A 17,106-nucleotide genomic window follows, 5' to 3' on the forward strand; every position below is an offset into this window, starting at 1 on the left:
ACGATGAAGGAGATTTTTGTGAGTTTGAATGCCGGTGAGGTGAGTCCGCTGATGGTTTGCCGACTGGATGTGGAGCGGCGGGCCGCCGGGATGGAGGAGGTGAAGAATCTGCTTGTGCTGGAGCATGGGGGCGTGGCGAAGCGGCCGGGGATGGAGATGGTGAAGGCGGTGGAGACGGCGGATGAGGGGAGCAGGCTGGTTCCGCACGAGGCGAAGATGACGGATCCGGCGGTGCTGTGGATGTTCGACCGGCGGCTGTATACGGTGAGGCATGGCGCGGTGGTGCCGGATGCTTTTACGGCGACGGCATTCAGCGGGGCGGCGGCGCGGGATTTGCAGTACACGCAGGTGAACGATATTGTGTTTTGCGCGCATCCGGAGGTGCATCCGTTCCGGCTGGAGCTGGCGCCGGGCGCGGCTCAGGTGGCGCTGAAGGAGCTGACGCTGACGCAGCAGCCCTGGGAGACGCTGGTGCAGCAGGAGGCGACGGTGCAGTATGTGCCTGCCGGTACGGGGGTGGACGATGCGGTGACGCTGAAGGCGGACCGGGATTTGTTTGCGGCGGCGATGGCCGGGAAGGAGTGGATTCGGCTGACGATCCATTGCAACGAGTATACGGCGCGGCTGAAGGCGGAGCCGGATGCTATCGGCGAGAAGAACGATGTGGGTACGGCGGTGTACCATGAGCCGGGGGCGCGGATGTATCAGGAGGTGGCGGACGGGAATGTGGTGGGCGGGGTGTGGCGCTACCTGTACGAGTGCATGCGGACGTACGGCGGGCCGACGAAGGACGGGCGGCAGATGAGCGATTGCTACCTGCAAGGGCAGATTGCGATGTACCCGCGCTATGTGGACGGGGATTGGGAGATCAGGACGACGGGGCTTTGGGGGGCGAGCTATGTGCTGATGAGGAGCTACGATACGCGGGCGGATGATGCGGACTGGCGCCGCTGGGACTGGCATGCGGTGAAGTCGTTCGAGCAGTTGACGGATATGAGCCAGATCAGCCGGAATACGTCGAGCAGCACTACGACGGGGGAAGGAGCGTCCAGCACGACGCAGAGCAGCGGTATGGCCGTGGCACGACCGAATTACCAGTTTTCCGGGACGGAGAGCAAGCCGTGCCATTTGATGCTGGTGATTACCCGGATTGTTCCGGCGGATGTGGCGACGGGTAGCAAGGACGGGAAGGTGATGGTGACGATCAAGGCGTGCGACCGGCCGTATACGCTGCAAGTGCAGTCCGTTCAGAATGCCCGGCAGGCGACGGCGAAGCTGGGGAAGCAGTATTTGCAAGGGATTTCGCCGGGGTATACGCGGTATTGGAGTTTCGGGGCGTTCGGGCCGAAGAACGGTTTTCCTTCCGCGATCGCGTTCCATGAGAACCGGCTGTATTTCGCCGGGACGCGGGGGAAGCCGCAGACGGTGTACGGGAGTACGGTGGACGATTACGCGAATTTCTGGATGAGCAGTCTGGACGATTCCGCGCTGGCTCTGACGATTCTTTCCCGTAACCGGAATGCGGTGCAGTGGATGCTTTCGGCGAACGGGCTGCTGGTGGGGACGGGTAGCAATGAGTGGCTGCTTCATGGCGGTGGGAACGGCGGGGCGGTGACGCCGCAGAGTTTTTCCATTTCGTTGCAGTCGTCCGTGGGGAGTGCGGACGTGCAGCCGGTGCAGGCTCCGAACAGTGCGCTGTTCGTGGCGCGGGGCGGCGGGGATGTGTTCGAGACGGCGTTCACCTACGAGAGCGCGAGCTACCATGCGACGAGCCTTTCGGTGCTGGCCGAGCATTTGCTGCGGGATGCGGGCGGGGCCGTGGAGATGGCCTACCAGATGCTTCCCTGGCCGATGATCTGGGTGGTGGCGCGGGACGGGCGGCTGTTCTGCTGTTCGTACAATAAGGATCAGGGGGTGGTGGCGTGGTCCCGGCATGAGGTGGATGCCGGGGAGCCGGTGCTTTTCCGGTCCGTGTGCGTGACGCACGATCCGACGGACGGGGAGGCGAGCGGGTACGATATGGTGTATTTGTCCGCCTGGCTGCCGGAGAGCGGTCGGGCGGCCCTGCTGCGGATGCGCTGGAAGCCGGAGGCGAGGCTGGCCGCCGACGTGCTGGACGGGGTGCAGCACGCGGTGCGCGCCCGGATGGTGTCTTTGCCCGTGGATGTGTACGGAGGCGCCTTGCAGCATACGATGAGCGATGTGAAGCGGGCGTGCAATATGGGGGTGAGGCTGCACGCCGGGAGTTCGTTGCAGGTGGGTATCGCCGGGGAGGGGATGAGGGCCGTGGATTTCAAGGACGGGGGCCGCTGGGGGTTCGTGATGACGCCATGCGGTTTCAAGCGGGATTTGCGCTTTGTGGTGGAGCATGACGGGCTGGAGGAGATGAGCCTTCTGGCGGTGACGCTGGACTGGAATATACGAAAATGAAGACGATGTACGAGGCGAAGCTGGTGACGAATGACGGGTGGCGGGAGTTTGCCGCATGGTTCCCGGAAGGGGGGCTGCGCGGGGAGCTGGTGTCTCCGGTGGGTGTGTGTGCGGTGGCGGACGGGGTACCGGCGGCGGTGTGTTGGCTGTTTTCCTGCCCGACGGCGGCGGGCGGGTGCCTGATGTGGCTGCACCTGATGGCGACGAACCCGGCGCTTCCGGCGGCTGTGCGGGCCGGGGCGCTGCGGTTCGGGCTGCGGTGCGTGCGCGGGTATGCCCGGGAGGTGGGCGCCGCGACGATTCTTTCTTCCGTGGAGGATGCGCGCCTGTGCCGGGTGGCCGGGCGCATGGGCTTCCACTCCCGACAAGGTTTTACGATTTCGATGCAACCATGACAGGCTTATCCATTATGAGCGGGGCTGCTTCCGCAGGCAGTACGGCCATGCAGTACCAGGCGCAGCGGCAGCAGGCGCAGGCCGAGCAGTATTTCGCGGATTACAATAGCGGGCAGGCGGCGAGTACGGCCGATTCCATTTTCCGGGATGCGCGCGAGAATGCGCGGCGGTCCGCGCTGGCGGAGGATCGCTACATGGGGGCGCTGCGCGCCCGTACGGCTGCGGGTGGCGCCGTGATGGAGGGTACGCCGGAGATTGTGGAGCGCGATGCGGCGCGGGAGTTCGATACGCAGGTGGAGGATCTGATGAAGCGGGCGGCGAACGATGCGGCGGCGGTGCTGCGGCAGGCGGAGATAGGGCAGTACCAGGCGCGGCAGGCGGCAAGCGGGTACCGGCAGGCGGCGACGGGTACGTTGCTTTCCGGCGCGGCGTCGCTGGGATCCATCGCGAGCAACTGGCATGCCTATTCCGAGCGGCAGAATGCGTACAGCAAGCTTCTTCCCGGTATTCAGACTCCCGGCTTATGAGCGATATTCTTTCAGCTTTGTCCGGTTCTCCGTTCGCTTCTCAGGCATGGCGGTTGCAGAATATTTACGCGATCAAGCCGAAGTCCGGCCCGGTGTGCAAGTTCAAGCCGAATGAGGCGCAGCGGATGTACTACAACCGGATGTGGTACTGCAACCATATTCTGAAGGCGCGGCAGATGGGGTTTTCGACGCTGATTTCGATTGATAATCTGGATGCTCTGCTGTTCCGGCCGGGGACGATTGCCGGGATTATCGACAATACGGAGGATGATGCGAAGAAAAAGCTGCAAATCGTGAAGCGGGCTTACGAGTACCTGGACGATCCGAAGGTGCATCCTGATACATGGAAGTTCGGGGCGTGGCTGAAGAAGCAGGTGGCGATGAAGGCGAGCGCGTCCGAGATCAAGTTCAGCAACGGTTCTGAGATTTATTGCGGGGTGTCGCTGCGCGGCGGGACGTTGCAGCGGCTGCATGTTTCCGAGCTGGGGAAGACGGCGGCTTTTTCCCCGGCGAAGGCTGCGGAAATCAATTCCGGCGCCCTGAATACGATCGAGCCGGGGCAGATTATCAATATCGAGAGTACGCACGAGGGCGGGCGTACGGGGCTGCACTACCAGAAGCTGCGCGCGGCGATGAAGAGGGTGGGGCAGGAGCTGACGGAGATCGATTTCCAGTTCCATTTCTACCCGTGGTTTCTGATGCGGGAATACAAGCTGGATTACCCGCACATCAAGGTGCGGCCGGAGATCGTGCGGTATTTCGACGAGCTTTCCCGCGAGCTGGGCCGGACGTTCACGCACGGACAGATGCTCTGGTACGATCGCAAGCAGGAGCAGCAGGGCTTCGCGATGCTGAAGGAGTTCCCCTCAACTCCGGGGGAGGCTTACCAGGCGATTGTGGAGGGGGCGATTTACGGGACGCAGATTGCCGCTCTGCGGGCGCGCGGCGGGGTGGCGGAGTGGCCGCTTGATCCTTTCGCGCCGCTGTACACGGCCTGGGACATCGGGTCCAGCGACCATACGGCGATCTGGCTGGTGCAGATGACGGCGGCCGGTCCGCTGTTCGTTGACCACTACCAGGCGAATATGCAGTACGCCGCGCATTATGCGGACGTGGTGCGCGGGTGGGAAGCTCAGTACGGGCGGAAGGTGGCTTCACACCTGCTGCCGCACGATGCGGCCGCGGTGATCCGGGGGACGGTGCAGAACTATACCGCGCTGCTGGAGGAGTGCGGGCTGCGGAATCTGACGGTGGTGCCGAGGACGCGGGACAAGTGGCTGACGATCGGGAATATGCGCGCGCTGCTGCCGCAGTGCCGCTTCCACGCCCGGCTGGACGTGGAGGAGGAGGATATGAACGGCGAGGTGAAGATGACGCCGCTTGCGATGCTGGAGGCATACCGCACGAAGGAGACGGCGGCCGGCGGCGAGATACGGGAGGCGCCGCTGCACGACGAGACGAGCCATACGGCGGATGCCGCCGGGTACTTCGCCGATGCGTGGAAGCTGGGGCTGCTCAATGTGCATACGGAGGGCAGGGTGAAGCCTGCGGCGACGCGGAGGTGGTAAAAGAATATTTATAAAAGAGCTATTGCTCACTATGTGAACAATAGCTCTTGAAGTTCTTATTGTGCAAGTTAGTAACTTGAACGATGAGAACTGTGCGAACTATGAGAGCTGTGCGAACTGTGGGAGCGGTGAGAAGAATGCGCCATCTCTCGAGGCATATCCTTATCCACAATGGCCTGGTCGAAATACAAAGGAGAAGTTTCCTGTGTATTGGCGATTTGTTCATTGCGCGCTTCCAATTCAGAACGAATGCTCACATCAGTTTCCGCTTTAGCTCCTCCTGTCAATGACAGAAGACCCAAAACGGATGTCAATATGGATGCGAATTTCATGGTTCTTTATTGTGTTGTGGCTCGTTATGGAGCCAGTGTAATGGGAGTAATGCCTTGAGTCAGGTATGAACCGCTCGTCAAGAATACTCCACAGCATTCATCTCTTTTGGTACAGGATTCGCAGGCAGCCACGTATCCCTGTTTCCAGTCCGAGATTGACCTTGTCGCAAAGTGCCGATAAGGTTCTGGTAAAAGACAAAGGGGGATATTGTAAATGGAAACATTCATCCCCATATCGTCAACAATTTTGACGGCATGGCACAAACGATCGATGTATTCAACAGGATCAACCCATATTTGCTCATAATTCTTTTGGGCATGACCTATAATTTCCTGTCCCATGAATGCTACATGGTCGACAAATGGAAAATTACGATAGATGAATCGCGCAAAATCTTTCAAATAATGATGATTCTTTTGCGTAATTACCGGACGTATTTCTATATGTTGTCGAAGTTTTCCCAGATTGCCTATACCTTTAATTGTTTTAGCGAACCCTCCTTTCAGGCCATTGATTGCTTCCTGTAAATCAGCCACATCGGAATGCAGGGAAACACAAAATGTTGTATTCAAAGGAGCTGCTAATGCCAACTGCTTGGCCCTGTCAAAATTGGACAAGGCTACGGCATTGGTCAGGATATCTACCTGGCAAGATGGGAACTTTTCATTGATGAGTTGAAAATATTGAAGGATGCGTTCAGGAAATAATGTTGGCTCACCTCCTGAAATGCAAATGACTTGCGGATTTTCTTTGAGAAGTTCGAGGATTCTCAAATTTCTTTGATGCACTGATGGGTCATCCTTTTTAGGGGGCTGAGGACACATAATGCATCGAACATTACAAGCATCCGTGGTAAAGAGGGAATTATGAATGGAATCCTGTTTCCACACCAGATAACAGGATCCATCCGGCTTTACAACGACGATATCACCTTCATTCAAACAATCTGTATTTTTTGCAATGGCTGGATACAAGAATGCTTTCCTCACCGTATCCGAAAGTAGTAGTGTATTTTTCCGGTCGCGATATGTTTTACGTTTGGATACGCGCAACGTTTCTCCATCAGGATGTAATCGAGAACTGACTATTTGTAATTGAATGTTTCGCATCGATTCAGTTTCTATTTAACGATCCAAGAATGAACAATATCCGAGAAATCATGGTCTTCCAGCCGAGAGAAAATATGCTCGAAAATACCTTTTTGTTTTTGGCAGAAAAAGCTATTGGGTCGGGCATTTGATATGTTGCCTGTTTCAAGATAATTTCTGAATACATCAACCCCGCAGTACGTCCTGAATGCACATTCTGAACACCCGGGCATACATTCAATACAACTTGAGGATACAATCTCTTTGAGAATATCACTCTCAAAGATTTCCTGATATGTGTTGGTAAATACATTCCCCATGCGGAAGTGGGTGTTGTTCATGCGAGCAAGCATGCGCCCTTCATCAGCGGGATAAACATCGCCATTGTAATCATAGATTACTCCGCTAATTCCTGCGCCCGATGGAGATTGCAGGTCCACAAAACCCGTGGAGAACGGAGTGAGAATACGGCGAGTTAAAAGTTCTGTATAGAATTCAATAAATTTTTGTCCTCGTTTATTGATTTCCACGATGTATTCGAGCCCCTTCTTATACATCTCAATAAAGCGATCCGGCGTATAGAAGAGTTTATTTTTATAGGCATCGCCATATGGGTTTAGACAGCGGAAGAATATTCCTGTGAATCCAAGCTTGATATATTCGTCGATGATTTCTTCAATGCGGTCAAGAGAATCACTGCTCGCGGTCATCAGAGCTGCAACCTTATCATGTCCAAGAATCTCCCGCGCATGCTGCAAGCTTTTCACGAATTTATCGTAGCTACTGGTACTGGTGCGCATGAGGCGGTGGCAATCATGGAGATCACGCGGACCATCCAATGATGTCGAGATATAGATATCATGCTCTTTGAAAAAAGCCAAATGTTCATCATTCAGAGCGAAGATATTTGTGCACACAACGAAAGATAAATCTTTTTTTGCCTGTTCATTGATCTTTTTCGCATAAAGAACAGCCGTTGTTAATGTTTCCCAATTTAGAAGAGGTTCTCCTCCCTGAAATTCTATTTTAAGATGCTTGTTTGGAGCTTTGAAAATAAGATCGATGATCTTCATCGCCACTTCCGGAGACATATCGTATTTATAGGCATCTTCTTCTTCGCTAGAAACTTGGCAGTATTCACATTTATGATTGCATTTCAATGTGATTACCATCATATGCAGCACGGTGAAATCACGTAAGAAAGCTTTGCGTGTGCGATATTTGGCTGCACTTAACTCAATAGCCGTTCCCAAATGTTCCGGTTTGGAAATAAAGTGCCGACTTTCCAGTTCATGCAATAAGTTATCAGGCAGCGCATCGAAAATACCATGCCTGATATCATCGAAGTGTTGTGGCAGAAGCCATGTATAGTCTCCACATTCGTTGACTAGGAGAATACGATGCCCAATGCGGCGATATTCAAAAGGCAGTAATTGGTAGTTCATTGTATCTTTTTGAGTTCTTCATCAAGATTGGCAATCGGAGCAAAGGCTTGTTTTACGATAATATCGCGTATGACGCCGAATTGTTTGTTCAAATCAAGCCGGATCTGGCTATCAATGAGGAGGGTTCTCAATTTTTGCTCGAAATCCTGCGGATCGCTTGATTCAACAGCAAGGGGTGTTACTTCTACTACAATGTCAGAAGTATTCGGTGAAAGTATATTGATGCTGGCAAAAGGAGACAATTCCCGACATGCTGCAAAAATTGCTTCTTTTTCATATATCTTGCCGTCAAGAATTATTTTAAGAGGTTCAGACATAAACGTAATGAAGATGTTTGGATTATGCCTTGCAAGGAAGATAGAATCAATGTTATTTTTCTAACTAAATTTAATTAGTAGTATATTTTATATTTTATTTTGTTAATGTTAATGATATAATAGATTCATAAGTATGAATGATATGATAAGGGATTCTCTAAAAAAGACAGGATTTTCACACTATATCAATACAATAATTATTGTATTGATAATCATTTGGCTCGCAATCTTGAGTTTTTTATATTGTGAGGATCATCAGATTAAGAATCAACGTGAAGAACGCTTAAATGGAATTTCCCAAGATGTTCAACAATGGAAATCGCGTGTTGATCATTTGGAGATGACGTTAGAAAGCATGAAATCCATTCATTCAATAGATGATTGCGAGGTTCTTTTTGAAGATTTAAAAGAAAATGGGATTGCCCGGAGGAAGGCTGAAATACTGTATGGTAAGATATGGCTTGAAGACTGGGATCTCAGTTCCGAAGAATCGCGACACATGCGGGCGGTGCGCATGGTAAACGATCTTATTTATGGTGGAGGAAACGATGGTTATAAAAAGATGGCGGACGATATGGGATTGCCATCTTCTACGTCGGATGAGGAATGGTACCAATTTTTCAAGAAGCGTTTTTCCGATCATAAGCGATCACAATTTGCTCAGAAGCAGGATTCACTGGTGGAAATAAAAGAACGACAAGACCGATTGGAGGCGCAAATGCAGGAACTATCATCGAAGTTGGATATCCTGGGACGGTTCACATATGGATGGTTCAAAAACGTCACTTCGCAAGAAAAGGATTCCTCTGTTCCTATTGCAAAGCCTGTAGACGAGGATTCAACGGCTCTTAATCATTTACAAACGGAATATGATAGTATTGAATGTACTTCCAGCGAACGCAGGATGTTACATGATTTGTTGAAGAAGTATGTTGCAGCAGAGCAAGCAGGCAATTCTTTTGAATTGAGGCCATTATATGCACCACATGTGCAATACTGTTATAAGAAGGATGGCCCTGCAACACCAGAAGAAATTTTGCAGTCCACCTACAAGAATTGGGATAAATGGCATCTGCGGAAGTATGCCATTTTGAAATGGGATTGTTGTAAGTCGCCATCTACACACAGTATCTATTCATTAGTGGCCGAAGTAGAATATTCCTATACAAACATCAAAACAAACAAAAAGGCGAAAGGTGTCGCCAAATGGGTATTTGCCATTGATCCGCCTGAGCAGTATGGGAAAGTTCGCATTGTAGGATTCGATGAGAAGATTATTCGGAGAGATACTGGACAATAGATACGGAGTATCTCTTCTGTAAAATAGAAAGCCCTGCGGGTTCGCAGGGCTTTTTTTGTGATCTTTTGAGGCAGTTCTATCAAAAAATGTTTTTTGTCTAAAATGCCTCTATTTTATTTTGTTGTATTTTATTTGTTATCAGTATTGAGTGAATGTGCGAAAAAGATTCTTTCCTGCTTGAAAATGGTGCATTATGCCCATAAAATGATAGATACTTTTACTCATTCTCCCCACTCCGACAGTGAAACGGTTTCCCCCTTGGGGCAGTGCGCTCGGCAATAGTTGAGCGCAGCGTGCATGGTCGCCCTCAGGAGAGAGACGGTTTATTCTGGGAGGAATCCGGCTGCGGAGCCAGTTGCTGGACGTGCGTTCCCGTGCCGATGAAGGTGGTGGGGATGTCGGGTACGGTATCCGGCGCGGGCATGGCGGCCCGTTTGGCGGCGAGGCGGGCGGCGAGGCGCGCGCCGATGTCCGGCTGGGAGCAGCACCATTCTACTGCTTCGGTGCAGTAAGCGGAGAGTTCCATGCCGAGGCGCAGGGCTTCCTTTTCCACCTTGAGCTGGGTTTCATAGTCCAGCCGAAGTTCCATTTTCCCGCGCGAATCAAGATCGGGAAGATCAATGCATACAACCTCTTGGGTCTGTTCCTCCATCCAAGATTTGATGAGTAGTAATTTCTTTTTTGGAATTTTCCCATTTACTGCAAACCAATTGTAACATTGCCCCGGTTGCACCAGACATTTTTCAGCCAACCATTTGCGGTTCTTTCCAATAGCTTTTAACCAATTGTCGATATCTTCTTTTGTGGGCATGCAAGAAATTTATCAGGTTTGCTGATAAAGTAAATAATATAATTATAAGGAAAAATGATATTTTGTGTTGACGCGTATAAGTAAAACTGATAATTATATTTTCATGCAAGCAACGAAACGCGCAAAGATCGACTGGTTGAGCTTGAGCCCCCGCACAATGGCGCGGGTGATGGAAATCAGCAATGAACTCCACATTACGCCGAAGGATGCTTTCGAGCTGATGGTGGCGGAGGCTGCCGACAGGCATGCCGACGTGACGCCTAACGGACTGGCGGCTACCGTGAAGGAGGCGAAGCAACCGGCCTGATCAGGGAAGAGGTAACAGGTAAAAGGTAAGAGTATGAAGGAAGAACGTTCAGGGAAAGAGGGCGGCATGTACCGGGAGGAGTATCCGCGGATGGCGGTGCATCCCTGCGGCTGGCCGTATGAAGTGATCGACCTGCGGGGGCGTGGTTCAGCGGCGAGGCAGAAGGCCTTGCTCCAGCAGGAAGGCTCTTCCGTGGTTGGTGAGACTGTAGAGTGTGGGCCGCAGGTAGTTGTAGGCGGCGCGGATGGTTTGCGCCTGCAGGCATTGGCTGATGATGAGTTCAGTGAATTGAGGATTCCACTTGATGGAATGCGCCACTTGAGCGGCAGTAAAAGCCTGTTGCTTCGCGGCGAAAAGGAGGACGGCCAGCTGATCATCGCCCGTTTGTTTGTTTTTCTGCGAGAACTGGAGGTTCAGCTGTGCAATCTCTGCATGAAGCCTTTTGTTACGAAGGATGAGCTGTCTTTGCTGGCGGACGAGGCGTGCGAACTGAAGTGTATGGCGCGGGAAGCTTTGGTGGGGCCGGAGGAGGTGGCGAGTTCTGTTGATACGCCTTTTCAGCCAGCTGGCGATGATTTTTCTGCACCAGCAGATGAGGGAAATGCCGCCGGTGACACCGAGGCCAGTGATGATTTTTTCCGTGATGGAGAAGGTGTCTAGTATTTCAAGCATCGGATCGAATATAACATTTCAAAAATAACAAGCAACCATAGAAAGAAACAACAGGATGAACGACAAGATGATTATCGAGCTGACGAAGGAGATGTATGCAGAGCTGGAGGAGGCAGGGCGCATTACGCTGCTGGCCGGGTGCCGGCTGCATGAGCTGGAGCGCGTGGAGGATGGATGCGTGTTCTGGGCGAATGGGGAGAGGTGCCGCATTGTGGCGGAGGACGAGGAGGTGTGCGGGATGGTGAAGGTGAAGTTTGTGAAGAATCAACCGGCCTGATCAGGGAATAGGGAATAGGTAAAAGGGAATAGGTAACAGGTAAAAGGATATGAAGAAGCATAAGAATATTACGAAGTACACGTACCGGGAGACTTCTTTTTATGGGTACCGCGTGGCGGTGAGCCGGGGCGGCCGGAAGATTTGCCGGTATTTTTCGGTGAAGTCTCACGGAAGCGAGAAGGAGGCTTTGCAGGCGGCACTCGGTTTCCGCCAGAGTATCCGGGAGGATTTCGAGGCGGTGTATGAAGCCTGCGCCGCTGCTCCGAAGGCTTGACGTTTGAACCACACGATACCCCATGAGCGAAGAACAACTGCAATTTTTTGAAGGTCGGCTGCTTGCGTTGGAGCGCAAGCTGGCCGGGGTGGAGGAAGCGTGGCTGAGCCGGAAGGATCTGGGCGTGAGGTACGGGGTGGCTCTGCCGTATGTGGACAAGGTGTTTGCGGCGGTGGAGCTGCGGCGGGTGCTTTCCGAGGAGGAGGTGGGCGGCGTGGTTCCCGGCGTGGTGAGGTTTTTTGCCACGGAGGATTTTGCGGATCCGGACGCAGCTGCCGGCCGGGCAAAGAAGGCGGGGGTGAAGAGGTACAACCGGGAAGATTTCTTCCAGGCGATGACCCACATGCACGAGTTTGCCGGAAGGAAGGCGGCGGCGGCCGGATGCTGACGGGGGATGACTGGTTTTATGTGGCGTGCTGTGCCGTGTTCGGACCGTTCGCCTGGTGGGCTTTTCTTTGCGAGTTTTTTTAGCCACAGATAGACGCAGAGTTTGAAGATTTTCCCATAAAAACCGGAAAGGAGGAAGCCATGAAGTAACGATTTGAACGACTGTACATAAGATTCTGCCCGGCGGCGGAACGTGCGTGCCGCTGCCGGTCTTTTTGAAGCGCACAAGTCCACTTTTCATTTTTACCCACAAAAAATCATGAGCAAGAAACAACAAGATAAGAAGGCGAATCCCGATGTGATGCCGAACGCGCATTTCCGGGATCTCGGATATATGGAAGCGAAGATTGCCACTGTATGCGGCGCAAAGAATGTCCATTGGCGTTTTTACGATGAAGCCAAGGTGTTCCCCAGTTTTTTGGATATTGTGCTGGATGAAAAGACGACTATCAAAGGTCTTTTTCAGGCGCGGGAGATGGTTCTTCGGTTTGTCAGTGTGTTTGAGGGGCGTGTGCTTGATGCCCTCGATTCCTACGAGGTGCGGGATAGTTCATGCCGAATGAATTACCGGTTCGATCCGGCTGCTTATGACGAATATCTGAAGCGTGGCTGGCTTCAGGATGAGATTCTTGCAACGCGTCCGAAGCAGAGGGAGCTGAAGGGCATAGGAACTCCAGAGGTGAATGAGGAGCTGTACCGCCGCTGCTTGGCCGAGATGATCCGTGAGAAGAGGTGTAGCCATTCGATGCTTCAACGGGCGTTTTTGATCAATGCAGGTGAGGCTGATGCCGTGATTGAGCTGGCGAAGAAGCGCGGAGTGATCAGTGATGACGGGGTTGTTTTGATGGAAGGAGGCGAGGTATGACGAAGGCTTTCAAGGCGATGAGTCCGGCGGAGAAGCGGGAGTATGTGCTTCAGGCGTTCGGCGGGGCGTGGGTTCATATCAAGGCGCTGCCTTTGCGGTTCCGGGAGGATGGGTCGTTTTACATAAATTGCCCGGATCTTTTGCGATACCCGTGGCAGGTTCCCTGCGCCGGGTTCGTTCCGGATCGTGCGGGTATTGTGCCGGATGAAGCAGAAAAAGGGGGTGGACGCGGCCAGAAGATGCGTTGGGTTCATGTTTAGCCACAGATTTAACAGATTACACCAATTATAAAAAATGAGTGCTGACAAAAGAAATAAGCTCGCAGCGTGTCCTGTTTGCTTCAAAGCAGGGCGTAAGCTGATTGTTCGCGGCGCGCGCCTCTATGGGTGCCTTTCATGCAAGATGTATTCACACTCCCGGAAAGGATGGAATGATATGGTTCGTTCCGTTGAAAGCATTGGATCCGAGGAAAAACGTAAGCTCACCATCCTTGAAGAGATGTTCTCGCGCCGCCGCCAGTTCAAAGGTTGGGGTGCCGTTATTTCACTTTATGAGGTGCAGGTGGATGATTCCAATTTTGCGATTTGCGGCGAGATGATGACGGCGTTCGGTGATCATTTCACTTTGGACGCCGGGAAACATCCGGTCTTTATGGCGCGTGAACTTATTAGAAGAAATACGGATTCCGTTTTACCCCCACTAGACAAATTCCGTTTATATTCAAAGAGAATGTCAAGCTGCGGTATTATTCGCGCCGTATTCTTGGAGATTGCGAATCAAGCAGCGGATCATGTTAAGCGCATGCCTGATTCGGGTGGCGTGTGTGTCCCGTCGTTTTTCATGCGAATTGCCGAGATAGGAGGCACGAAATGAACACACGACCAATCCTCATGTCGGCACCGATGGTGCTGGCGAACCTTGCCCGTCGCAAGACGCAGACTCGCCGGATGACGGGGCTGAAGAACATCCCGGAAGGGTATGAGTTCGTCAAAATGTTCTTCACGGAACAAATCGTGAAGGGTGATGAATTGGGAATAGCTATTGTAATGTTAAGCAATGGCTCAAACCAAATCTGCATCCCATGCCCCTACGGCACGATTGGAGATCAGCTGTGGGTGAGGGAGCGACTCTGGAATGATGGTGACGGCAGCTGGCTCTACGGCGCGGATCATAAATTCCTGCCAATGGACTACCCCGAAGGATGGCTCGCCAAGGTCGATCACAAGCGGTCTATTCCCGCAATCCACATGCCGCGCTGGGCGAGCCGCATCATGCTTGAGATAACCAACATCCGCGTTGAGCGGTTGCAGGATATATCATGGGATGATTGTATGGCCGAGGGGGTGCTCTCCACGCGAGAGTATGGTTATACTGCGTATTTTGACTTTCGGAGGGAAAAATACACATGCTCCACCCCACGGGAATCCTATGAGTCGATAATCGACTCCATCAACGGAGCCAAGGCATGGGACAGCAACCCGTGGGTATGGGTCGTCGAGTACAAAATCATTGAGATTAAGGGAGGCGAGAAATGAAACACGAATACTCGAAATGTCCTATTTGCGGAAATACACCAAGTAATTTAGTGTATGGAGTAGGAGACGGAGAGACAAGTTGCATATTTTGCGAATGCGGACTATCAACAATCCCCATTGCGTACCACCTCGGTATTCAAAAATGCTGGGATGCGTGGGAAGAGCTTGTGAGCAAATTCCCGGCCTGTATGCGCATCCAGATTGGAGACGTCGTGCAGCTCCTAGACGGCAAGCGCGTTACGGTTGCCAGCGTATCATCTCCCGACACGGATTACGGATGGTTTTTCGAGGATTCCGACGAAAATCAATACTATGCCGAAAGCGTAGGCGTGTGGCCTTGGGGTCTCCGCGAGGACGTTACCCCGCCCCCATGCCCGCCGATATGCAAGCCCGGCTGGCGGGGGCGATGGAGGAAGCTAGGGAGGAGGGGCGGGATGGAAACGTTTGAATATCGAGTTGTTAAGGTTTTAGGTTTCAATACCGAAGAGTACGAACATCAGATGAATCGTTTATCCATTGAAGGTTTCGAGCTTTTCAAAATAAATACGCTCCCCGAAGGATTTTTTGTGTCTGGTGGAAGCATCCTTGTTTTCAGAAAAATCGTCAGTCATGGAAAGGAGGAGAAGCCATGAACATGGAACGACAGGCGAACTTGTTTGCAGTCGATCTCTTGTGTCCGCCCGAATCCGTCAAAAAGGCGGTTGCTGATGGACTTTCCATCGCTCAACTCGCCGAAAAATTTCATGTCGAAGAATGTGTTATTTGCGAAGCTTTGAAAAAATCCGACAAGGCGGGACGCGAGCTTTTGCGAAAATACAGGGATGGATTCACTCATTTCGAACTGTGCAAAATCGCAGAAAAATGGTTACTGAATGCCGGGAAGTGCAGCGTAGCAATCGCCGAACCAAACTGCATCATCACAACCGAGCAGCCTGACGCAATCGGATTCCGGTCGGCGTGTAGCGTGCTGGTAGAGGCCAAGACAAGCAAGGCTGATTTCGCGTCAGATGCGAAAAAGCCGTTCCGTCGACTCCCCGAAAAAGGCATGGGCGATTTCCGATATTACATTTGCCAGCCCGGAATCATAGGGATTTCCGAACTTCCTGAATCATGGGGGCTTTTGCACGTCCTACGATCCGGCAAAGTGCAAAAAGTCAAATCGGCACTCAGGCAACCACAGGCAAATCTCATTGAGGAGCGGCGGCTCTTGATAGCTTGCCTGCGAATACGGAAACCGCTCAAAGTGAGAACCGTGTACGGCCCTTCCGTGTTGACGATTGGAGAGGAGGCCATCCATGCCAATTAAGGACAAATCCAAGTACCCGGCCAACTGGGCAGAGATCAGCAAGGCGCAGCGAGAGCGAGCCGGGAACAAGTGCGAGCTGTGCGGAGCTGTCAACCATCAGCCTCACCCCTTGACTAAGAGCAAAGTCGTGTTGACCGTCCATCATTGCGAGTGGCTGGCCGACCCAGAGATCAACAACGCATATCCTAACCTGATTGCTTTGTGCCAGCGATGCCACAACCGGCTCGACCTCGGCAAGCGGCAGCGTAATGCAGCCGCAACGCGGGCGGAACGGCAAAAGGATGATGATAATGCTCCGAACACTTGCGGAAATTGTAAGTATTTCGAAGTATTCGCATATCCGCTTACTTGCGGTCATCCATCGCTTCTTCTCAGTGACGTGGAGCCTCCGACCCTATCATTTGATAGCAATGTGTGCGATAAGTACGAGCCTGAGAGCGGAAAGGAGAGCGAGTGATGGACACCAAGTCACCCCGTAAACGAGCCTTGGCCCGGTACCCCGGCGGCAAAAACAGAATCGCGCCGTGGATCATCGGATTTTTCCCTGAGCATAAATTCTACGTTGAGCCGTTTGGAGGATCTGCCGCGGTTCTACTCAACAAAACACCCGCATTCCTTGAGGTTTACAACGATCTTGACGACAGAGTGGTGAATTTTTTCGAGGTTTTGAAGGATCCTGCTCAATCCGAAAAACTGGCACGCCTGATTGAGTTGACCCCGTACGCACAAGAGGCGTATAGCCGGTCGTTCGATCTTACGGGCGACCCGGTAGAGGATGCCTTGAGATTTGCCATCAACTCCATGATGAGTTACGGCGGTGGCATCTATAAACCGGGATTCAAGCGCGACGGGTTGACCAGGACAACGCCCTACCCGAAGACATGGCGTGAATATCCTGACGTAGTGCGAGAGTGCGCCGCGGAACTGAGGAGTCGCAATATCGAGATTAACAAAATGGACGCCCTGTCCATCATGTCCAGATACGATTCGCCGGACACGCTCCACTATGTGGATCCGCCGTACATTCAGGAAACGCGGAACAAACGGTTCCGCTATGCGCATGATTACCGAGACGCCGATCACGAACAGCTTCTCGCGTTCCTGCAGGAGTTAAAGGGTCGTGTCGTACTGTCTGGCTATGACTCCGAAATGTACAATGACCGTCTGCCCGGATGGTGGAGGGAGAGCACGGTTTCCCACACGACGCAAGGACAGGCGAAAACAGAAGTCCTCTGGCTCAACTACCAACCCCAACCCATGCTTTTTTGA

At 52.5% G+C, this 17,106-nt stretch carries 22 protein-coding genes; 17 read left to right on the forward strand and 5 right to left on the reverse strand.

Translation table 11 applies throughout. The features are described from left to right. Nucleotides 1-3: 3 nt before the first annotated feature. Genes PYTT_RS11785 through PYTT_RS11800 form a run of 4 tightly spaced genes read left to right on the forward strand, consistent with a single transcriptional unit; the run spans nucleotide 4 to nucleotide 4,920 of the window. Complete coding sequence (locus tag PYTT_RS11785) at nucleotides 4-2,430, forward strand: phage tail protein (RefSeq protein WP_067777618.1); 2,427 nt, start codon at nucleotides 4-6, stop codon at nucleotides 2,428-2,430. Next, nucleotides 2,427-2,825 (forward strand): hypothetical protein, encoded by a 399-nt coding sequence (locus PYTT_RS11790; protein WP_067777617.1) that lies wholly within the window; start codon nucleotides 2,427-2,429, stop codon nucleotides 2,823-2,825. The genes PYTT_RS11785 and PYTT_RS11790 overlap by 4 nt, the downstream gene beginning before the upstream one ends. Further along, entirely contained in the window at nucleotides 2,822-3,352 is a 531-nt protein-coding gene (locus tag PYTT_RS11795; RefSeq protein WP_067777616.1) for a hypothetical protein, read from the forward strand. Before PYTT_RS11790 ends, PYTT_RS11795 begins: the two co-directional genes overlap by 4 nt. Continuing rightward, nucleotides 3,349-4,920 (forward strand): hypothetical protein, encoded by a 1,572-nt coding sequence (locus PYTT_RS11800; RefSeq protein ID WP_067777615.1) that lies wholly within the window; start codon nucleotides 3,349-3,351, stop codon nucleotides 4,918-4,920. The genes PYTT_RS11795 and PYTT_RS11800 overlap by 4 nt, the downstream gene beginning before the upstream one ends. A 68-nt stretch (nucleotides 4,921-4,988) precedes the next feature. On the opposite strand, the gene PYTT_RS13495 is transcribed toward PYTT_RS11800, so the two are convergent. Genes PYTT_RS13495 through PYTT_RS13500 form a run of 4 tightly spaced genes read right to left on the reverse strand, consistent with a single transcriptional unit; the run spans nucleotide 4,989 to nucleotide 8,103 of the window. Further along, nucleotides 4,989-5,252: a hypothetical protein gene (locus PYTT_RS13495; RefSeq protein WP_141675899.1), complete on the reverse strand. Its 264-nt coding sequence runs from the start codon at nucleotides 5,250-5,252 to the stop codon at nucleotides 4,989-4,991. A 24-nt stretch (nucleotides 5,253-5,276) separates the two neighbouring features. Continuing rightward, a complete protein-coding gene (gene hxsC / locus PYTT_RS13120) occupies nucleotides 5,277-6,362 on the reverse strand; it encodes a His-Xaa-Ser system radical SAM maturase HxsC (RefSeq protein WP_083077037.1) in 1,086 nt (361 codons plus the stop codon). An 11-nt stretch (nucleotides 6,363-6,373) separates the two neighbouring features. After that, a complete protein-coding gene (gene hxsB, locus PYTT_RS11810) occupies nucleotides 6,374-7,786 on the reverse strand; it encodes a His-Xaa-Ser system radical SAM maturase HxsB (protein ID WP_067777613.1) in 1,413 nt (470 codons plus the stop codon). Further along, complete coding sequence (locus tag PYTT_RS13500; protein WP_067777612.1) at nucleotides 7,783-8,103, reverse strand: HxsD-related protein; 321 nt, start codon at nucleotides 8,101-8,103, stop codon at nucleotides 7,783-7,785. Before PYTT_RS13500 ends, hxsB begins: the two co-directional genes overlap by 4 nt. A gap of 133 nt (nucleotides 8,104-8,236) precedes the next feature. On the opposite strand from PYTT_RS13500, the gene PYTT_RS11815 reads away from it, so the two are divergent. After that, complete coding sequence (locus PYTT_RS11815; RefSeq protein ID WP_067777611.1) at nucleotides 8,237-9,403, forward strand: hypothetical protein; 1,167 nt, start codon at nucleotides 8,237-8,239, stop codon at nucleotides 9,401-9,403. Nucleotides 9,404-9,710: 307 nt separating this feature from the next. On the opposite strand, the gene PYTT_RS11820 is transcribed toward PYTT_RS11815, so the two are convergent. Further along, nucleotides 9,711-9,992, reverse strand: a complete 282-nt coding sequence (locus PYTT_RS11820; protein ID WP_141675898.1) for a hypothetical protein — start codon at nucleotides 9,990-9,992, stop codon at nucleotides 9,711-9,713. A 325-nt stretch (nucleotides 9,993-10,317) separates the two neighbouring features. On the opposite strand from PYTT_RS11820, the gene PYTT_RS11825 reads away from it, so the two are divergent. From PYTT_RS11825 to PYTT_RS11885, 12 genes are all read left to right on the forward strand, one after another. Next, entirely contained in the window at nucleotides 10,318-10,521 is a 204-nt protein-coding gene (locus tag PYTT_RS11825; RefSeq protein ID WP_067777609.1) for a hypothetical protein, read from the forward strand. 33 nt (nucleotides 10,522-10,554) lie between these two features. Next, on the forward strand, nucleotides 10,555-11,181 hold the full coding sequence (locus tag PYTT_RS13505; RefSeq protein WP_156850369.1) for a hypothetical protein: 627 nt from the start codon (nucleotides 10,555-10,557) through the stop codon (nucleotides 11,179-11,181). A gap of 67 nt (nucleotides 11,182-11,248) precedes the next feature. Further along, nucleotides 11,249-11,470 carry a hypothetical protein gene (locus tag PYTT_RS11835; RefSeq protein WP_067777607.1) on the forward strand — a complete coding sequence of 74 codons (222 nt, stop codon included), beginning with the start codon at nucleotides 11,249-11,251 and terminating at the stop codon, nucleotides 11,468-11,470. A 49-nt stretch (nucleotides 11,471-11,519) separates the two neighbouring features. Further along, nucleotides 11,520-11,744: an AP2 domain-containing protein gene (locus tag PYTT_RS11840; RefSeq protein WP_071133501.1), complete on the forward strand. Its 225-nt coding sequence runs from the start codon at nucleotides 11,520-11,522 to the stop codon at nucleotides 11,742-11,744. Between the two features lie 22 nt (nucleotides 11,745-11,766). Beyond that, entirely contained in the window at nucleotides 11,767-12,132 is a 366-nt protein-coding gene (locus tag PYTT_RS11845) for a hypothetical protein (protein WP_067777606.1), read from the forward strand. A gap of 258 nt (nucleotides 12,133-12,390) precedes the next feature. Next, a complete protein-coding gene (locus tag PYTT_RS11850) occupies nucleotides 12,391-12,996 on the forward strand; it encodes a hypothetical protein (protein ID WP_071133502.1) in 606 nt (201 codons plus the stop codon). Nucleotides 12,997-13,290: 294 nt separating this feature from the next. Next, nucleotides 13,291-13,869, forward strand: a complete 579-nt coding sequence (locus PYTT_RS11860; RefSeq protein ID WP_141675897.1) for a hypothetical protein — start codon at nucleotides 13,291-13,293, stop codon at nucleotides 13,867-13,869. Beyond that, complete coding sequence (locus PYTT_RS11865) at nucleotides 13,866-14,531, forward strand: hypothetical protein (RefSeq protein WP_067777602.1); 666 nt, start codon at nucleotides 13,866-13,868, stop codon at nucleotides 14,529-14,531. The genes PYTT_RS11860 and PYTT_RS11865 overlap by 4 nt, the downstream gene beginning before the upstream one ends. Further along, nucleotides 14,528-15,163 carry a hypothetical protein gene (locus PYTT_RS11870; protein ID WP_156850370.1) on the forward strand — a complete coding sequence of 212 codons (636 nt, stop codon included), beginning with the start codon at nucleotides 14,528-14,530 and terminating at the stop codon, nucleotides 15,161-15,163. Before PYTT_RS11865 ends, PYTT_RS11870 begins: the two co-directional genes overlap by 4 nt. Then, nucleotides 15,160-15,837 carry an ImmA/IrrE family metallo-endopeptidase gene (locus tag PYTT_RS11875; protein ID WP_067777600.1) on the forward strand — a complete coding sequence of 226 codons (678 nt, stop codon included), beginning with the start codon at nucleotides 15,160-15,162 and terminating at the stop codon, nucleotides 15,835-15,837. The genes PYTT_RS11870 and PYTT_RS11875 overlap by 4 nt, the downstream gene beginning before the upstream one ends. Beyond that, complete coding sequence (locus PYTT_RS13895; protein WP_067777599.1) at nucleotides 15,827-16,294, forward strand: HNH endonuclease; 468 nt, start codon at nucleotides 15,827-15,829, stop codon at nucleotides 16,292-16,294. The genes PYTT_RS11875 and PYTT_RS13895 overlap by 11 nt, the downstream gene beginning before the upstream one ends. Then, on the forward strand, nucleotides 16,294-17,106 hold the full coding sequence (locus PYTT_RS11885; protein ID WP_067777598.1) for a DNA adenine methylase: 813 nt from the start codon (nucleotides 16,294-16,296) through the stop codon (nucleotides 17,104-17,106). Before PYTT_RS13895 ends, PYTT_RS11885 begins: the two co-directional genes overlap by 1 nt.

This window comes from Neoakkermansia glycaniphila, assembly GCF_900097105.1.
In the GTDB taxonomy this organism is placed as follows: Bacteria; Verrucomicrobiota; Verrucomicrobiia; order Verrucomicrobiales; family Akkermansiaceae; genus Akkermansia; species Akkermansia glycaniphila.